Source organism: Arthrobacter sp. H20, from assembly GCF_000520515.1.
Lineage (GTDB): Bacteria > Actinomycetota > Actinomycetes > Actinomycetales > Micrococcaceae > Arthrobacter_D.
This window is the reverse complement of sequence record NZ_KI914722.1, coordinates 42,827-58,244: the sequence shown is the minus strand read 5'-3', so window position 1 is coordinate 58,244 and position 15,418 is coordinate 42,827. Positions and strand designations below refer to the sequence as shown.

Sequence of the window (15,418 nt, the reverse complement as noted above, 5' to 3'; positions counted from 1 at the left end):
GCCACACGGTATGGGGCGCAGAAACTGGGGAAACCTGCACGCCTGAGTCTCTGGCAGGATGGTTGCCATGACTGCAGATACTCACTTCCCCACCCCGCCCGTTGCCAAGCGGGTCCCGACGGAACGCACCCACCACTCGGATACTTTCGTGGACCAGTACGAATGGCTGCGGGAGAAGGAGAACCCCGAGGTGGTGGCCCACCTCGAAGCAGAGAATGCGTACACGGATGCGGTGACCGCCGATCAGGAGCAGCTCCGGCAGGACATTTTCACCGAGATCAAGAACCGCACCCAGGAGACCGACCTCTCGGTGCCCACCCGCAAGAAGGGCTGGTGGTACTACGCCCGCACCGAAGAGGGCAAGCAGTACGCCATCAGCGCCCGGGTGGCAGCAACCGATACCGGTGACCTTGCCAAAGACTGGACCCCGCCGGAGATTGTTCCCGGCCGTCCGATCGAGGGTGAGCAGGTCATGCTGGACGGCAACGCAGAAGCCGAGGGTAAGCCGTTCTTCTCCCTCGGCGGCCTGGCCGTCACAGAGGACGGGTATCTGCTGGCCTACTGCGAGGACAACGCCGGCGACGAGCGGTTCACCCTGCGGATCAAGGACCTGCGCACCGGCGATCTGCTCCCCGATGTGGTGCCGAACATCTTCTACGGTCTGGCGTTCTCCCCCGATGGCACCCAGGTGTTCTACACGGTGGTCGATGATTCCTGGCGCCCCTATCAGGTCAGGCGGCATACCCTCGGCACACCGGTAGCGCAGGATTCAGTGGTGTATCAGGAGGACGACGTCGCCATGTGGACCGGGTTCGACCTGTCTGCCGACCGGACCCAGCTCCTCATTGGCATCGGCTGTTCCGAGTACAGCGAGTACCGCGTGCTTGACCTGGCCAATCAGTCAGCTGGCCTCCTCACGCTGATCCCGCGCAGCGAGAAGGTGCTCTACGAGGCAGATCCCGTCATGATCGAGGGTGTTCGCCACTACGTGCTCACCCACAACAGGGAAGCCAGGAACTCAATGGTGAGCCTGGCCGCCGAGTCCGAATTCACCAAACCGCTCGCCGATCAACGCTGGCGCACCGTAGTGGACCACGACGACGCCGTGCGGGTCGGCGGGGTCGCTGTCACATCAACCCACTTGATCGTGTCAGTTCGTAAGGAAACCATCGAACGGGTTCAGGTGCTCCCGCTGGCCGGGCTTGGCACGGACGGCCAGCGTGCCCCGGTTGAACCGGGATTCGATGAGGAGCTTTTCACCTGCAACCTCGCCGATGCCGAGTTCGACTCGCCGATCATCAGGCTCTCCTACACGTCCTTCTTCACTCCTCCACGCGTCTACGACTATGTGCTGGAGACGGGGAGCCTGCTGCTCCGCAAGGAGACGGAGGTACGCGGCGGGTACCGGCCGGAAGATTACACTGCTGAACGGCAGTGGGCCACAGCCACTGACGGCACGCTCATTCCGTTGTCGGTGCTGCGGCGGGCCGATCTGGTCGCGAATGGCAGCAACCCCTCATTGGTCTACGCCTACGGCAGCTACGAGATCAGCATGGACCCCGGCTTCTCCATTGCCCGGCTATCGCTGCTGGACCGCGGCGTCGTGTTTGTGGTGGCCCATATCCGAGGCGGCGGCGAAATGGGCCGCACCTGGTACGAGGGCGGCAAGAAACTCACCAAGAAAAACACGTTCGCCGATTTCGTGGACGCTACCCGCCACGTGGCGGCGTCGCCATACGTGGACCCCACCAGGATTGCCGCAATGGGCGGATCCGCTGGCGGCCTGCTGATGGGCGCAATCACCAACCTCGCCCCCGAAATGTACCGGGCGGTGGTGGCCCAGGTGCCGTTCGTCGACGCGTTGACCACCATCCTTGACCCGGAGCTTCCGCTGTCGGCGCTGGAGTGGGAGGAGTGGGGCAACCCAATCACCGACCCGGAGGTGTACCGGTACATGAAGGAGTACACCCCCTACGAGAACATCGTTGCCACGGCGTACCCCCGGATTGCAGCGGTCACCAGCTTCAACGACACCCGTGTGCTGTACGTGGAGCCTGCCAAATGGGTGGCCAAGCTCCGGGAGACAACCACCGGCAGTGAACCGATTGTGCTGAAAACCGAGATGGACGGCGGCCACGGCGGCGCGAGTGGTAGGTACGAAAAGTGGAAGGACGTCGCCTGGGACTACGCTTTTGTCGCGGCCGCCCTGGGTGCTGAGGAGTCACGCACCACCAGTTCGGCGGGGTAGACAACCGGGTCCGGATGGGTGCCAGATGCCTCGATCTCCTCGAGGAGCGTGGTGCCCGCCTTGGTCGCCATCTCCACCATGGGCTGGGTGACAGTGCTCAGGGCCGGCGTCGCCATCGCTGAAATGCTGTGATTGTCATATCCCACCACTGGTACGTCCTCCGGAACCCGGAGGCCGCGCGAACGCAGGACCTCCAGTACACCGACGGCCATCAGGTCAGAAGCAGCGAAGATGGCGTCTGTGTCCGGCGCGGCGTCCAGGAGACGGTTGGTCGCCGCTGCCGCACCCACCGTGGTGAAATCGGCGAATTCGACCGGGCTTGGCGCCACGCCAGCCCCCAGCAGCCCGTCCTGCCAGCCGCGGAGGCGGTCGACGGCGGCGGTCATGTCAGCGGGCCCGGCGATGGTGGCCGGTCGCTCACTTCCCGCGGCAAGCAGGTGGCGTGCCGCCTGCCTGCCGCCACCGTAGTTGTCGGTGTCCACATACGTCAGCCCGTGACCGCTCTGCCAGGGTCTTCCGATAAACATCATGGGCAGACCACTCTCGGCGAGCGGCCCCACCCATGCGTCGCCCTCGTGATGCGAGACGACGATGGCCCCGTCCACGTGCCCGCCCCGCAAATACCTGACGGTTCGGGCTGCATCATCGCTCCGGGACATGAGCAGGACCAACTGCACGTCGGTCTCCCTCAGCGACTCGGTGACACCCGTAATCACCATCGCGAAGAACGGGTCCATCATGACTCGCATGTCAGGTTCAGGGATCACCAGGGCAATGGACGAGGTGCGCCGGGTAACCAGTGAACGCGCAGCACGATTGGGCGTGTAGGCGAGCGCGACGACCGCGGCGTCCACAGCGCCTGGGCCTCGGGACTCACCCTGCTACCCCCGTTGATGGCGCGGGACGCCGTCGACCGGGACACACCTGCCGCAGCGGCTAGGTCTTCAAGAGTGGGGCTGTACTTCGCTCCCTGCGGGTTCGCGAGTCCGGGCCGCACTCCCCGTGGTTGCTGATCATCCATGACCTAGAGAATACGACACGATCACCTGCCAACTGTCCTTACCCGGTGGCTGCCATCGCAGCGTCCCCCAGCGCTGCCACCTCCCGCGGGGGCTTTCCGGGGGCCTCGTCCTGCAGCGAGGTCCCGCCGGCCGGTAGCGCATTCGCTCCAGCAGCTCCGGCATACCAGAGGGCGCTGGCCTTGGGCGTGCGCTGCTGGGTGTCATAGTCCACCCGGACCAGGCCGAAACGCTGGTGGTATCCCCAGGCCCATTCGAAATTGTCGAGGAAGGACCAGGCGAGATAGCCGCGCACGTCGGCGCCGTCGTCGATCGCTGCATGCACCGCCCCAAGATGGCTTTCAAAATAGGCCAGCCGGTCCTGATCGTCCACATAGCCGGACGCGTCTGGCAAGTCGTCGTAGGCAGCCCCGTTCTCCGTAATGTAGATGGGAATCCCTGCCGGGCCGGTGTACTCAGCGTGCACCCGACCCAGGAGTCGGCGCAACCCCTCGGGCTGCACCTCCCAGCCCATTCCGGTGACCGGTAGCCCGCGGGGTACCGATCGGACCCCGTCGGCTGCTACATAGGGTGAGGAGACAGGGCGCCCGACCGCTGCGTGTCCACCGCCGTCGCCAGCAGGATCGGGCGACGCAGTCACCGCCTCCCCGTGATAATAATTCACTCCCAGGAGGTCAAGGGGCTCGGCGATGATGTCCAGGTCGCCGTCGCGAATGAACTCTTCCAGCCCGAGATGCCTCACGTCGTCGAGCACGTCCCTGGGATACTGCCCACTAAACACGGGGTCGAGGAAGATCCGGTTGAACTGCCCGTCGATCCGGCGGGCGGCGTCGACGTCGGCCGCGCTGTCCGGGTCAACCGGATCAGGGACGGTGAGGTTAAGGGTCAACCCCAGCTGAGCTGACGGGTCTCGACGGCGCAGCTCCTGCGCCGCCAGCCCGTGGCCGAGGAGCAGGTGGTGGGCGGCAGCGAGAGCGGCGCGCGGCTCCTGCCGCCCCGGCGCATGAATCCCCGCAGCGTAGCCCAGGAAGGCAGAACACCACGGCTCATTCAACGTGGTCCAGATGCGCACCCGGTCGCCGAGGGCCTCGTGCATCACCGCAGCGTACTCGGCGAACCGGTACGCGGTGTCGCGGTTGGTCCAGCCGCCCTGCTCCTCCAGGGCCTGGGGTAGGTCCCAGTGGTAGAGGGTCAGCCAGGGCTTGATCCCGGCAGCGATCAACTGGTCCACCAACCGGGAGTAGAACCTGATGCCCTCGACATTGGGGGTAATGCCGTCAGGCATGCAGCGGGCCCAGGAGGTGGAGAACCGGTAGGCCTGCAGGTTCAGCTCTTTCATCAGCCGAACGTCCTCGGCCGAGAGGTGGTAATGATCACAGGCGACATCCCCGTTGTGCGCGTCGGCGACAGCTCCAGGCACCCGGGAGAACACGTCCCAGATAGAGTCCCGCCTGCCATCCTCGTGGGCAGCGCCTTCAATCTGGTAGGCCGCTGTGGCTGCACCCCAGAGGAAGCCCTCCGGGAAGGTGATTTCTGTGCTGGTCATCCTTTGACTGCTCCTTGCATGATTCCTGAAACGAGTTGGCGCCCTGCCAGGACAAAGACCAGCAGGAGTGGAACGGTCGAGAGCACTGCACCGGCGAGAACCACAGAATAGTCCACGAAGTGGGCTGCCTGCAGCAGCTGCAGTGCCACCGGAAGGGTGGGGTTGCTCGGATCGAGCACGATGAAGGGCCAGAAGAAGTTGGTCCACGTTGCCATGAAGGTGAATAGTGCCAGCATGGCCGCTGCCGGTTGAAGGTCGCAACTGTCAAAGTGACATCTGACTCCCCGGTGGGATCATCAACGTCTCCGGCAGGGGTGGAACCGGAACCGCAGGCTGACACAGCGAGGGCTATGCAGGCTGCGCTCGCGGACAGCGCGGTGAATTCGGCTCGATTACGCACGGGTGACTCCTTTGTCGGGTGGTTGCCGGTCAGGCGTGAGAGCGCTCTCACACTCACGAGTCAGCCTGAGGTGGTCAGGCCTTTCTGTCACGTGGGGGCGCTTCCACTGGCGACGAACAGGGCGACCACCAAATCAAAACGCCCAGTGAGCCGCTGGTGTACTTGCCAGCCGTGACGCAATCGTTATGTTCAACTCTGCCCTTTTTGATAGGCGCGGGGGTCCCGGCAGGTTTCGGGACTGCGTCATCGCTTGACACCACCCTGCCCGCCGGTATTACCTGAGTAAATTACCTAATGAACATTCGGTCACTAAACAAGCGACACCTGAAACAGTGAGGCTCCAATGGTGGACACGGGCGTCCAACCCACGCATCCCATTCTTGAGCAAGACCATGCCTCACGCTGGCTCGGGATAGACGTCGTCGATCTCACAGATGGGCACGCAGTGATCACCATGCGCCTTCGGCCCGAAATGCTCAATGGTTTTGGGATCGCCCACGGGGGAATGGTGTTCGCTTTTGCCGATTCGGCTTTTGCCCTAGCCTGCAACCCTGTCGGCGAGACCGACACCATCACCGTCGCCTCGGGCGCCGACGTCACGTTCCTGGCCTCAGCCCGGGCAGGTGATCTGCTCACTGCCACAGCCACCCGGCGAGGAATGGCGGGGCGCAGCGGTCTTTACGATATTTCGATCACCGCTGCCGACGACGGCGGTGACCGAGCAATTGCTGAGTTTCGCGGGCGTTCGCGCACCATTCCACGTCCTCACAGCATCCCGGCCGACAGTTCTGACAGTACCGCTGCCACCCGCACAGAAAAGAGCTTCCCATGACCAGTACGGCACTCAAGGCCTCAGCTGCCGACCCCTCAACCCTCGACGCCGAGGAGCTGATGTCACGGGACCAGATCGAGGCACTCCAGCTGACCAGGCTCCAGCACACAGTGCAGTACGCCTATGACAACGTTCAGCTGTACCGGGAGAAGTTCGATTCGGTAGGGGTCCACCCTTCCGACCTCAAGGAGCTCAGCGACCTGGCGGCCTTCCCCTACACCACAAAGGAGGATCTGCGGCGCACCTACCCGTTCGGGATGTTCGCCGTCCCGCAGGATCGAGTGGCACGTATCCACGCGTCGTCGGGCACCACCGGGCGCCCCACAGTGGTCGGCTACACGTCGGGTGACCTGGACCGCTGGGCAACCCTCGTTGCACGGTCCCTCAGGGCATCGGGCGTCAAAACGGGTGACAAGGTACACAACGCCTACGGGTACGGCCTCTTCACTGGCGGCCTCGGCGCCCACTTCGGTGCCGAGAAACTCGGCTGCACTGTCATCCCCATCTCGGGCGGGCAAACCGAACGCCAGGTCCAGCTCATCACTGACTTTGAGCCCGACGCTATCCTTGCCACCCCCACCTATCTGCTCACCATCCTCGACGCAATGGCAGCGGCGGGCATCGACCCGTCGAGCACCTCACTGAAGACAGCCGTGTTGGGTGCCGAGCCGTGGACCGAGGAGATGCGCCATGAGCTCGAAAGCCGGATGGGGTTCGATGCCTGCGACATCTACGGCCTCTCCGAAGTGATGGGCCCGGGAGTGGCAGGCGAATGCGTCGAGACCAAGGACGGCTCCCACATCTGGGAAGACCACTTCCGCCCCGAAATCATCGACCCCTTCACCGACAGGGTGATGGACGACGGCGAACACGGCGAGCTGGTCTTCACCTCCCTCACCAAGGAGGCACTGCCTATCATCAGGTACCGCACCCACGATCTCACCCGACTCCTGCCCGGCACCGCACGGCCGGGCATGCGCCGGATGGGGCGCATCACCGGACGCAGCGATGACATGATCATTCTCCGGGGGGTGAACCTGTTCCCCACCCAGATTGAGGAGATTGCGCTGCGCATCCCGGCGCTCAGCCCCCACTTCCAGTTAGAGATCACCCGGCCTGAGGGCCAGCGGATGGATGCGATGACTGTCAAAATTGAGCCGAGGGACGGCGTATCAGCTCTCGACGCCGAGGCCGCAGCCAGCCATCTCAGCGACCAGATCAAGATCCACATCGGCTCCAGCTGTGCGGTCACCATTGCCGAGCCGGGCTCGCTCGCCCGATCCAGTGGCAAGCTCCGGCGCATCTACGACCTGCGCCCCAAGGCTGGCACCTGATGGCGGCTGCTCCCCCGCAGGCGGCAACCCGGCGCGGGCGGCCAGGGTATGACCAACAGGCTGTCCTGACCATCGCCGTCGACGTATTCAACCGGCATGGCTACGAGGCCACGTCGATGGGCGTCCTCGCCGAAAATCTTGGCATCAGCAAGTCGGCCATCTACCATCATGTCCCCTCCAAGGGAGACCTGCTCCGGCTGGCGCTGGATCATGCATTGGATGGACTGGAAGCGGTGCTGACCGACCCCGCAGCGACTTCTGGCAAGGCGGACGCCCGGCTGGAATTCGTCCTGCGCGGCACCATTGCCGTGTTGATTGAGCGGCTCCCCTTCGTCACCCTGCTGCTGCGGCTGCGGGGGAACACCGACGTGGAGCGCGGCGCCCTGGAACGCCGTCGTACCTTCGATCATCAGGTGGCAGCGCTGGTGGATGCCGCGCGTACCGAGGGGTCCCTGCGGTCCGACATCGACCCGCGCACCACCACCCGGCTGCTGTTCGGCACTATCAACTCGATTGTCGAGTGGTACAAACCCGGCGGTGCCGTCTCGGCCGATCAGCTGGCAGACGATGTCATCACCATGGCCTTCGACGGGCTGCACAGCACCTAGTCAAAGTCGCTGCACCAAGCCCGCCGAGGGCGGAAGGTTGTCGCTGCCCTACTTCTCGACGAGGGTCAGGACGTCGTAGGTGGCGACGATTTCATCATCCTGGTTGTTCAGCACCGCGTCCCAGGCGACCTCGCCGTACTCCTCGTCCTCGCGCGGGGTGATGCGCTTGGCCGTGAGGGTGACCCGGATGGAGTCCCCGGCCGCGACCGGGGTAATGAACCGCAGATTCTCCAGACCGTAGTTGGCCAGGACCGGGCCGGGCGCGGGATCGACGAACAGCCCGGCGCCCCAGGACAGCAGCAGATAACCGTGCGCCACGATGCCGGAAAAGAACGGGTTAGCCGCCGCGGCGTCCTCGTTGGTGTGCGCGTAAAAGGTGTCCCCGGTGGAGTTAGCGAACGCGGTGATGTCCTCAAGGCTTACCTGCCGCAGCTCGGAACGGACGGCGTCGCCAATCTGCAAAGTGGCGAGGTCCTTCCGGAACGGGTGGGTGCCATCGAACCGGCGGTCTGCGCCAGTGTGCCAGACCCCCGTGACCGCGGTGAGCATGTTCGGTGACCCCTGGATCGCTGTCCGCTGCATGTGGTGAAGCACTGAGCGGATCCCGCCGAGTTCCTCGCCACCGCCGGCGCGGCCCGGTCCGCCATGCACCAGGTGCGGCACGGGCGAACCGTGGCCGGTGGAACTGCGGGCATCTTCCCGGTTGAGCATCAGCACTCGGCCGTGGTGGGCTGCGATCCCCAGGACCAGCTCGCGCGCCACAGCGGGGTCGTTGGAACACACGGTCGCCACCAGGGATCCCGCGCCCAGTGCAGCGAGCCGCACGGCGTGCTCGGTGTCGTCATACCCGATCACCGAAGCCACCGGCCCGAACGCTTCAATGGTGTGCAGTTCGATTGCCTCAGCGTTCTCCCAGGTAAGCAGCACGGGTGACATGAAGGCGCCGTCGACGGCGGTGTCGACGGTACCGTCCGCGTGCGTGACGCGGGGGGCGTCAAGGGTGCCGTAGGCAAGTTCACCGCCGGCAGCGATCATGGTCTCGACGGCGGAACGGACGTCACGGAGTTGCTCCAGAGAAGCGAGTGCACCCATGGTCACGCCCTCGGCGCGTGGGTCACCGAGGATGATGCGTTGTTCGATGCGCTGCTTCGCAGCGGCGACGACCTCGTTCACCAGTGACTTGGGCACTATGGTACGGCGGATACTGGTGCACTTCTGACCCGCCTTGACAGTGATTTCGGTGACGAGCGACTTGATGAAGGCGTCGAACTCGGGCGTGCCCGGAACGGCATCCTCGCCGAGGATGGCGGCGTTGAGCGAATCGGTTTCCGAGGTGAAGCGCACTCCACCGTGGACAACGTTGTCATGGGACTTCAGCTTGTTGGCCGTGGCTGCCGACCCGGTAAACGAGACGAGGTCCCGGTAATCCAGGTGGTCGAGCAGGTCCCGGGCTGATCCGGAGATCAGCTGCAGTGCCCCCTGCGGGAGGATGTTGGACTCAATGATGAATTTCACGACGGCGGCGGTCAGGTACCCGGTGGGTGTTGCCGGTTTGACGATTGTGGGAACACCCGCCAGGAACGCCGGCGCAAGCTTCTCGAGCATGCCCCAGACCGGGAAATTGAAGGCGTTGATCTGCACTGCTGCTCCGGGAATACGGGTGTAGATGTGCTCTCCGAGAAAGGTGCCGTCCTTCGACAAGGTCTCCGGGGGGCCATCCACCACGACATTCGAGTTAGGCAGCTCGCGGCGCCCCTTGGACCCGAAGGTGAAGAGCACGCCGATCCCGCCGTCGATATCCACCATGGAATCGATAGTCGTCGCGCCGGTTCGAGCCGACAGCTCATAGAGCGATTTACGCTGGTCATTGAGGAACTGTGCCAGCGCCTTGAGCATCAGGGCACGCTGGTGGAAGGTGAACTCGCCGAGGGAACGCTGACCGGTGGTGCGGGCGTAGTCGATCACACCACCGACGTCGAGCCCCTCGGTGCTGACCAGTGCGAGCGTTTCGCCGGTGCTCGCATCCCGCACTTCAGCGCTGTTGCGCTCGGTCAAGGAACCGGCGTCGGGCGTCCACCAGGCGTCCTCAATGAAACTGGGAACCGTCTCCACGCGTACAGCTGTAGAAGTCATCGTCGACTTGCCTTTCACTTTGAGTGTCTCCGGCGCCCCGCAGCTCCCCATCGGATAGCTGAAGTGAGGATAACTGAACGGGCGTTCGGTAATATGTCCAGCGTACATTAATCCACATTCCACCTCCCATAGGAGCCCATGGTGACCCACCAGATCTGGCAGATTCAGCTTGGCGAACTCGATGAGAAGATGGGCGTGAAAATCCTTGAGCAATCTGTTGAACGGGTTGTGGCGACAATGCCGGTGGAGGGTAACCGGCAGTCCTTCGGCCTCCTGCATGGTGGCGCGTCCCTCGCTGTGGGCGAGGCTGTGGGTTCGTGGGCGGCGGTCATCCATGCCAGCACGCTGGGGAAGACAGCTGTCGGCGTCGATGTTTCAGCGACCCATCACAAATCTGCTCGCGAAGGACTGGTCACTATCACCGCCACCCCCATCCACCTGGGCGGGACCCTCACCACCCACGAGGTGGTACTGACCAACGACGAGGGCGCGCGCCTCTGCAGCCTGCGGATCACCAATCTATTGCTCGACCGCCGCTAGGCGCCCTGGCTGTTATTGGGGAAACGACCAGGCGGGTCACCCGGTCAGTCTTGCCTTCAACGCCGTCAATCCCGCCGGCGTCAACCCGGCGTCCAGGAGATACTGCTCCGCGTCCAACTGGGCGAGCAGCTCGCGGAGATGCGCCGACGATCGGTCAAGACGTTCCAGTAGCTCTTCCTCAGATACCGGCGGCTCCTTCGGCGTCTCCTGCGTCGCGAAGAACTCGTTGATCCCACGGACACCGAGGGCATAGTCCTGCACTATGTCGTCAGCTGACACCCCTGCGACGGACAGCATCACCGCCGTCACCATCCCGGTGCGGTCGCGGCCGGCCGAGCAGTGAATGACGACGCCGCCCTCAGGTGCGTCGATCACCGCCTGAATCACGGCCAGGATCTTTTCCGGCCAGCGCCGCAGATTCTCCCAGTAGTACTCGGGCGAGCTCAGATAGGGACCCACCAGCTCCATGAACTCCGCGTCGGACTGGTCTTCGGTGGGGTGATTGACTATCGCAAAATTGCCCAGGGCGTCGTCGGCAACGACGGGATCGGTGTCACGCCGCCCAAATTCTCCGGGGTTCCGGAGGTCCACCACGGTGCGGACACCGTCGTTGTGCGCCTGCTGCCAGCCCGCAGGGGTCAGCCATTCGTGGCGGCCCATCCGATAGATGCGGCCCGGTTGGATGACTCCACCGAGACCGCCAAGGTCACGGGCATTGACTGCACCTTCCCACCGGACGGTGCGGTGTCCGGTGGAAAGCTGTCCATTTGTGTGGCCCGACAGGGAGGTCATTTACCCATGCTAACAAAACGCCCCGGCAAGGCGTCTTGGCTCTCCCATATCCAGGATCCTTTCCAAGGAGTAGCTTTGAGCAATGAAAACTCCTCGCCCCTCCCTATTTGGACGCTGCGCCGCTGCCGCAGTCCTCGCGGCTGGCCTGCTGGCCGGCACGATCGCTGGCCCCGCCGCCGCGGATGCCCCCGGCCCGAAGCCCCCCGCCGACTATGTTGCACTGGGTGATTCCTACGCTGCCGGGTTTGGTGCCGGACCGTACCTCAACGCGTGCGGACAGTCTCCTCTGGGCTTACCTGGGCTCCTGGATCAGCTCCGGAAAGTGGAGCTGACCTACAACGCCACCTGCTCTGGAGCCAAGGCTGCAGCTGACCGAACCGACGCCGTACCCGACGTCCCTGAGCAGCTGGAGGGGCTTGTCCTAGCTGGCCTGATCGGTGCCGATACCGATCTGGTGACGGTGTCTGCCGGCGGCAATGATCTGGGCTTCGGCGCGGTGGTGGGCGCGTGCGCTACCCAGCTGCTGGCCGTCTGCGAACAGGTGATCGATGGCCGCACGCTACAGGCTCAGACAACCCTCGCCGCTGCACTGGATGACCTGTACGGGAACCTGCGCGCTGCCGCACCCGAGGCCCGCATTGTCGTCACTGGGTACCCGCATCTATTCTCGCCCAAGTCCGGCTCTGAATTACTGCTCAGCACCGAGGCCCAACAGCTGTTCAATGAGGGCACCGATGCCCTCAACACTGTGATTCGGCAGAACGCCAAAGCGAACGGACTGCACTACGTTGATGTGGTGCAGCGATTCAAGGGCCATGGGATCGGCACCCGGGACCCGTGGATCACCTATACGGGCTTCACAGCGATCGACGACCTCCACCCAAATGCCGAGGGGTACCAGAGCGGCTATCTGAAGTCTGTCCGTAGCGAGGTGGGTGCGCTCCGGAAGTAAGGACTACTCGGTCCAGTCGAAGAAGCCCTTGCCTGACTTCCGTCCCAGCTCGCCGCGGGCCACCTTGTTCCGCAGTAGCTGCGGCGGCGCGAACCGCTCCCCCAGGGTCGACTCAAGATACTCAGCAATGCCGAGCCGGACATCCAACCCCACCAGGTCTGTGGTCCGCAACGGGCCGACAGGGTGTTTGTAACCGAGCACCATTGCGGTGTCGATGTCCTCGGCTGACGCGACGCCTTCCTCGACCATCCGCATTGCCTCAAGTGCGATAGCCACGCCCAGGCGTGAACTGGCGAAACCCGGAGCGTCCTTGACGACCACCGGGGTCTTTCCCAAGAGTTCCACCCAGCCGCGAGCTGCCGCCGCGAGCTCAGCCGACGTCTGGTGTACCAGGACAACCTCTATCAGCGTCGACGCAGGCACCGGGTTGAAGAAGTGCAGTCCGCAGAACCGTTCAGGGCGCATCAGCTTTTCAGCCAATGCGCTGACCGACAAGGATGAGGTGTTGGTGGCCAGCCACGCGCTGGGAGCCAACCGCTCTTCAACAGCTGTGAGAGCCGCGGCCTTCAGTTCGACATCCTCGGGGACCGCTTCGACCACCAACCCGCAGGCTTCAAACGCTGAGTAGTCCACCGACACGGAAACCCGGGCCGCCAGCGTCTCCAGATCCTCCGACGTCGTCCCCCGCTGCACACTCTTGCCAAGGGCATCGAGGACGCGCTGCCTGGCCGCTTCCGCCGCATCGACGTCGCGCTCGACGACGACGACCGCAGCACCAGCGATGCAGAACGCGTGCGCTATGCCGGCGCCCATTCGCCCACCGCCCAGGACGCCGACTGTTTCAGGGATTTCTAGCGTTGTGGTCATTTCTTCTTCCTGTCGAGGAACGCCTGCATCCGGTCGAACTTCGCCTCGGATTCGAACAGTATTCCCTGAGCCAGCTGGTCGATGACCGGGTGGGCCTCGGGCGGGGCATGGAACACGGATTTGGTGATGCGGACGGCCAGCGGGTCTTGCCTGCCGATCCGGTCGGCGAGCGCGTTGGCCCCGGCGAGGAGAACCTCCGGCTCGTGGATCTCCGTGATCAGCCTCACGGCGAGGGCCTCCTCGGCGCCCAGAACCCGCCCAGCGAGGAGGATCTCCTTCGCCAGGGGTTCACCGACCAGCTCCCGCAGGCGCCAGGTGGCTCCGGCGGCGGCCAGGATGCCGAGGCCGGTCTCTGGGTTCCCGATCTTCAGGCTGGGTGTGCCGATCCTGAAGTCGGCGGCGTAGGCGAGCTCCGCCCCGCCACCGAGCGCGTATCCGTCAAGAGCGGCGATCACCGGCATGGGCAGCCGCGCAATCCGGGCAAACAGGGTCGAGTTGATCCCGGCCAGCGCGTCGTCGCGGCGTCGTTCCCGCAGCTGGGCTATGTCAGCGCCTGAGGCGAACACGCCGTTACTTCCGGCCAGGATGAGGGTGCGCGGCTGCCTCTCAAGGAGCTCGCAGACGGCGTGGAGTTCATCAACCATGGTCTGGTCGATCGCGTTGCGGACCTCGGGGCGGTGCAGCTGGACGGTGAGGCGGTCGTCGCCGTCAGTGGCGCGTAGCGTGCTGAACTCTTCCACTAGACGCGCTCCAGCAGCATGGCGGTGCCCTGCCCGACGCCGACGCACATGGTGGCCAGGCCAATCGCTCGGCCCTCGCCGCGTGCCTCGCGTTCCAGGCGGCCGAGCAGGGTGATCGCCAGCCGTGAGCCGGAAGACCCGAGGGGGTGGCCAAGGGCGATCGCCCCACCGTCCCGGTTCACCAATTCCTCGTCCAGCCCAAGCCGGCGGATGCAGGCGATCGACTGGGTAGCGAACGCCTCATTGAGTTCGACGGACGTGAGGTCGCCGATGCTCAGACCGGTGCGTTGGAGCACCTTCTGCGTCGCTGGGACCGGGCCAATGCCCATGATGGCTGGCGGGACGCCAGCCGATGCCCCATCGAGAATACGCGCGCGGGCGGCGAGTCCCAGCCGGTTCACTGCCGCTTCGGAAGCGACGACGACGGCCGAGGCGCCGTCGTTCAAGGAGCTGGCGTTGCCGGCGGTGACCACTCCGTCGCGCCTGACAACCGGTCGCAACCCGGCCAGAACATCAAGGGTGGTCTCGGCCCGGGGGCCCTCATCGGTGTCGACTGTGACCTCGCGCTTACCGGAGCGGGTATGCACTGGAACGATCTCGTCGCGGAAGTGGCCTGCCTCGATGGCAGCCAGCGCCCGCTGATGGGACCGCAGGGCAAAGGCGTCGGCTTCCGCACGGGTGATGCCGTCAACTGAGGCGAGCTCTTCGGCTGTTTCCGGCATGGAGTAGGTGGTCTTGTCCTGTGCGGCGAAGACCGGGTTGGTGAACCGCCAGCCGATCGAGGTGTCGAAGACCTCCCCCGGCTTGGCGAAGGCCTTGGCTGGCTTCTCCATCACCCAGGGGGCACGGCTCATCGATTCGACGCCGCCGGCAATGACAATGTCGGCCGCACCTGACTTGATCATGTGCGAGGCCATGATGATGGCCGAGAGTCCTGAGGCGCACAGCCGATTGACGGTGATGCCGGGGACCGTGTCCGGCAGTCCGGCCAGAAGCGACGCCATGCGGGCCACGTTGCGGTTTTCCTCACCGGCGCCGTTGGCATTGCCGAGGATCACCTCGTCGATCTGCGCGGGGTCGATTCCGGCGCGGGCCACTGCTTCGCGGATGGCCAGCGCCGCAAGGTCATCCGGTCTGACGCCTGAAAGGGCCCCGCCGTAGCGTCCCACCGGGGTACGAACCCCGCCGACCAAAAATGCCTCGGCCATGCCTGCCTCCAGAATCATCAGCGATTTCGTTAGTCTCACGGCAGCCCAATTACTGACCGTTCGTTCTATATTACAGACGTGCCCAAAATAGTGGCCCCCGCACCGTCGTTGTTGCCCCACCACTCATCCGCGGGCCCGCCACTATTCTGGGGGGAATGGGCTGGCACGACGACCGGTGCGCAGCTGCTGGCGTGCCGCC

The 15,418-nt window shown here is 64.6% G+C and carries 14 protein-coding genes and 1 pseudogene; 6 read left to right on the top strand and 9 right to left on the bottom strand.

Features of this window, described 5'->3' with window-relative positions:
• The first annotated feature begins 67 nt into the window (after window positions 1-67).
• Window positions 68-2,248: a S9 family peptidase gene (locus tag Y703_RS0106900; RefSeq protein WP_026552116.1), complete on the top strand. Its 2,181-nt coding sequence runs from the start codon at window positions 68-70 to the stop codon at window positions 2,246-2,248.
• Here the strand turns inward: Y703_RS0106900 and Y703_RS18490 are convergent.
• The 4 genes and pseudogenes from Y703_RS18490 to Y703_RS0106885 all read right to left on the bottom strand — a co-directional run.
• Window positions 2,185-3,102, bottom strand: a complete 918-nt coding sequence (locus Y703_RS18490) for a LacI family DNA-binding transcriptional regulator (RefSeq protein WP_343212879.1) — start codon at window positions 3,100-3,102, stop codon at window positions 2,185-2,187. The two genes, Y703_RS0106900 and Y703_RS18490, sit on opposite strands and share 64 nt — an antisense overlap.
• A complete protein-coding gene (locus Y703_RS23325; RefSeq protein WP_343212878.1) occupies window positions 3,012-3,269 on the bottom strand; it encodes a LacI family DNA-binding transcriptional regulator in 258 nt (85 codons plus the stop codon). The genes Y703_RS18490 and Y703_RS23325 overlap by 91 nt, the downstream gene beginning before the upstream one ends.
• A 38-nt stretch (window positions 3,270-3,307) precedes the next feature.
• Complete coding sequence (locus tag Y703_RS18485; RefSeq protein WP_253907958.1) at window positions 3,308-4,813, bottom strand: GH1 family beta-glucosidase; 1,506 nt, start codon at window positions 4,811-4,813, stop codon at window positions 3,308-3,310.
• Window positions 4,810-5,061, bottom strand: a pseudogene (locus Y703_RS0106885) (carbohydrate ABC transporter permease); the annotation flags it as partial. The gene Y703_RS18485 and the pseudogene Y703_RS0106885, both read right to left, overlap by 4 nt.
• Before the next feature lie 495 nt (window positions 5,062-5,556).
• Here Y703_RS0106885 and Y703_RS18480 point away from each other — a divergent pair.
• Genes Y703_RS18480 through Y703_RS0106870 form a run of 3 tightly spaced genes read left to right on the top strand, consistent with a single transcriptional unit; the run spans window position 5,557 to window position 7,987 of the window.
• Complete coding sequence (locus tag Y703_RS18480; RefSeq protein WP_051427376.1) at window positions 5,557-6,045, top strand: hotdog fold thioesterase; 489 nt, start codon at window positions 5,557-5,559, stop codon at window positions 6,043-6,045.
• On the top strand, window positions 6,042-7,379 hold the full coding sequence (paaK, locus tag Y703_RS0106875; protein ID WP_026552114.1) for a phenylacetate--CoA ligase PaaK: 1,338 nt from the start codon (window positions 6,042-6,044) through the stop codon (window positions 7,377-7,379). The genes Y703_RS18480 and paaK overlap by 4 nt, the downstream gene beginning before the upstream one ends.
• Window positions 7,379-7,987 carry a TetR/AcrR family transcriptional regulator gene (locus Y703_RS0106870; protein ID WP_026552113.1) on the top strand — a complete coding sequence of 203 codons (609 nt, stop codon included), beginning with the start codon at window positions 7,379-7,381 and terminating at the stop codon, window positions 7,985-7,987. Before paaK ends, Y703_RS0106870 begins: the two co-directional genes overlap by 1 nt.
• A gap of 48 nt (window positions 7,988-8,035) precedes the next feature.
• Here the strand turns inward: Y703_RS0106870 and paaZ are convergent, their stop codons facing one another.
• A complete protein-coding gene (gene paaZ, locus Y703_RS0106865) occupies window positions 8,036-10,120 on the bottom strand; it encodes a phenylacetic acid degradation bifunctional protein PaaZ (RefSeq protein WP_026552112.1) in 2,085 nt (694 codons plus the stop codon).
• 138 nt (window positions 10,121-10,258) lie between these two features.
• On the opposite strand from paaZ, the gene Y703_RS0106860 reads away from it, so the two are divergent.
• The gene (locus tag Y703_RS0106860) at window positions 10,259-10,660 is read left to right on the top strand and encodes a PaaI family thioesterase (RefSeq protein WP_035764125.1); all 402 of its coding nucleotides are present in this window, start codon (window positions 10,259-10,261) and stop codon (window positions 10,658-10,660) included.
• 36 nt (window positions 10,661-10,696) lie between these two features.
• Here the strand turns inward: Y703_RS0106860 and Y703_RS0106855 are convergent, their stop codons facing one another.
• On the bottom strand, window positions 10,697-11,452 hold the full coding sequence (locus tag Y703_RS0106855) for a tyrosine-protein phosphatase (protein ID WP_051427375.1): 756 nt from the start codon (window positions 11,450-11,452) through the stop codon (window positions 10,697-10,699).
• Between the two features lie 82 nt (window positions 11,453-11,534).
• Here Y703_RS0106855 and Y703_RS18475 point away from each other — a divergent pair, with 82 nt between their 5' ends.
• A complete protein-coding gene (locus tag Y703_RS18475; RefSeq protein ID WP_051427374.1) occupies window positions 11,535-12,404 on the top strand; it encodes an SGNH/GDSL hydrolase family protein in 870 nt (289 codons plus the stop codon).
• Between the two features lie 3 nt (window positions 12,405-12,407).
• Here the strand turns inward: Y703_RS18475 and Y703_RS0106845 are convergent, their stop codons facing one another.
• Genes Y703_RS0106845 through Y703_RS0106825 form a run of 3 tightly spaced genes read right to left on the bottom strand, consistent with a single transcriptional unit; the run spans window position 12,408 to window position 15,219 of the window.
• Window positions 12,408-13,271, bottom strand: coding sequence for a 3-hydroxyacyl-CoA dehydrogenase family protein (locus Y703_RS0106845; RefSeq protein ID WP_026552109.1), 864 nt, complete (start codon window positions 13,269-13,271; stop codon window positions 12,408-12,410).
• The gene (locus Y703_RS18470; protein WP_035764123.1) at window positions 13,268-14,011 is read right to left on the bottom strand and encodes an enoyl-CoA hydratase/isomerase family protein; all 744 of its coding nucleotides are present in this window, start codon (window positions 14,009-14,011) and stop codon (window positions 13,268-13,270) included. Before Y703_RS18470 ends, Y703_RS0106845 begins: the two co-directional genes overlap by 4 nt.
• Window positions 14,011-15,219 carry a thiolase family protein gene (locus tag Y703_RS0106825; RefSeq protein WP_026552108.1) on the bottom strand — a complete coding sequence of 403 codons (1,209 nt, stop codon included), beginning with the start codon at window positions 15,217-15,219 and terminating at the stop codon, window positions 14,011-14,013. The genes Y703_RS18470 and Y703_RS0106825 overlap by 1 nt, the downstream gene beginning before the upstream one ends.
• Window positions 15,220-15,418: the final 199 nt, after the last annotated feature.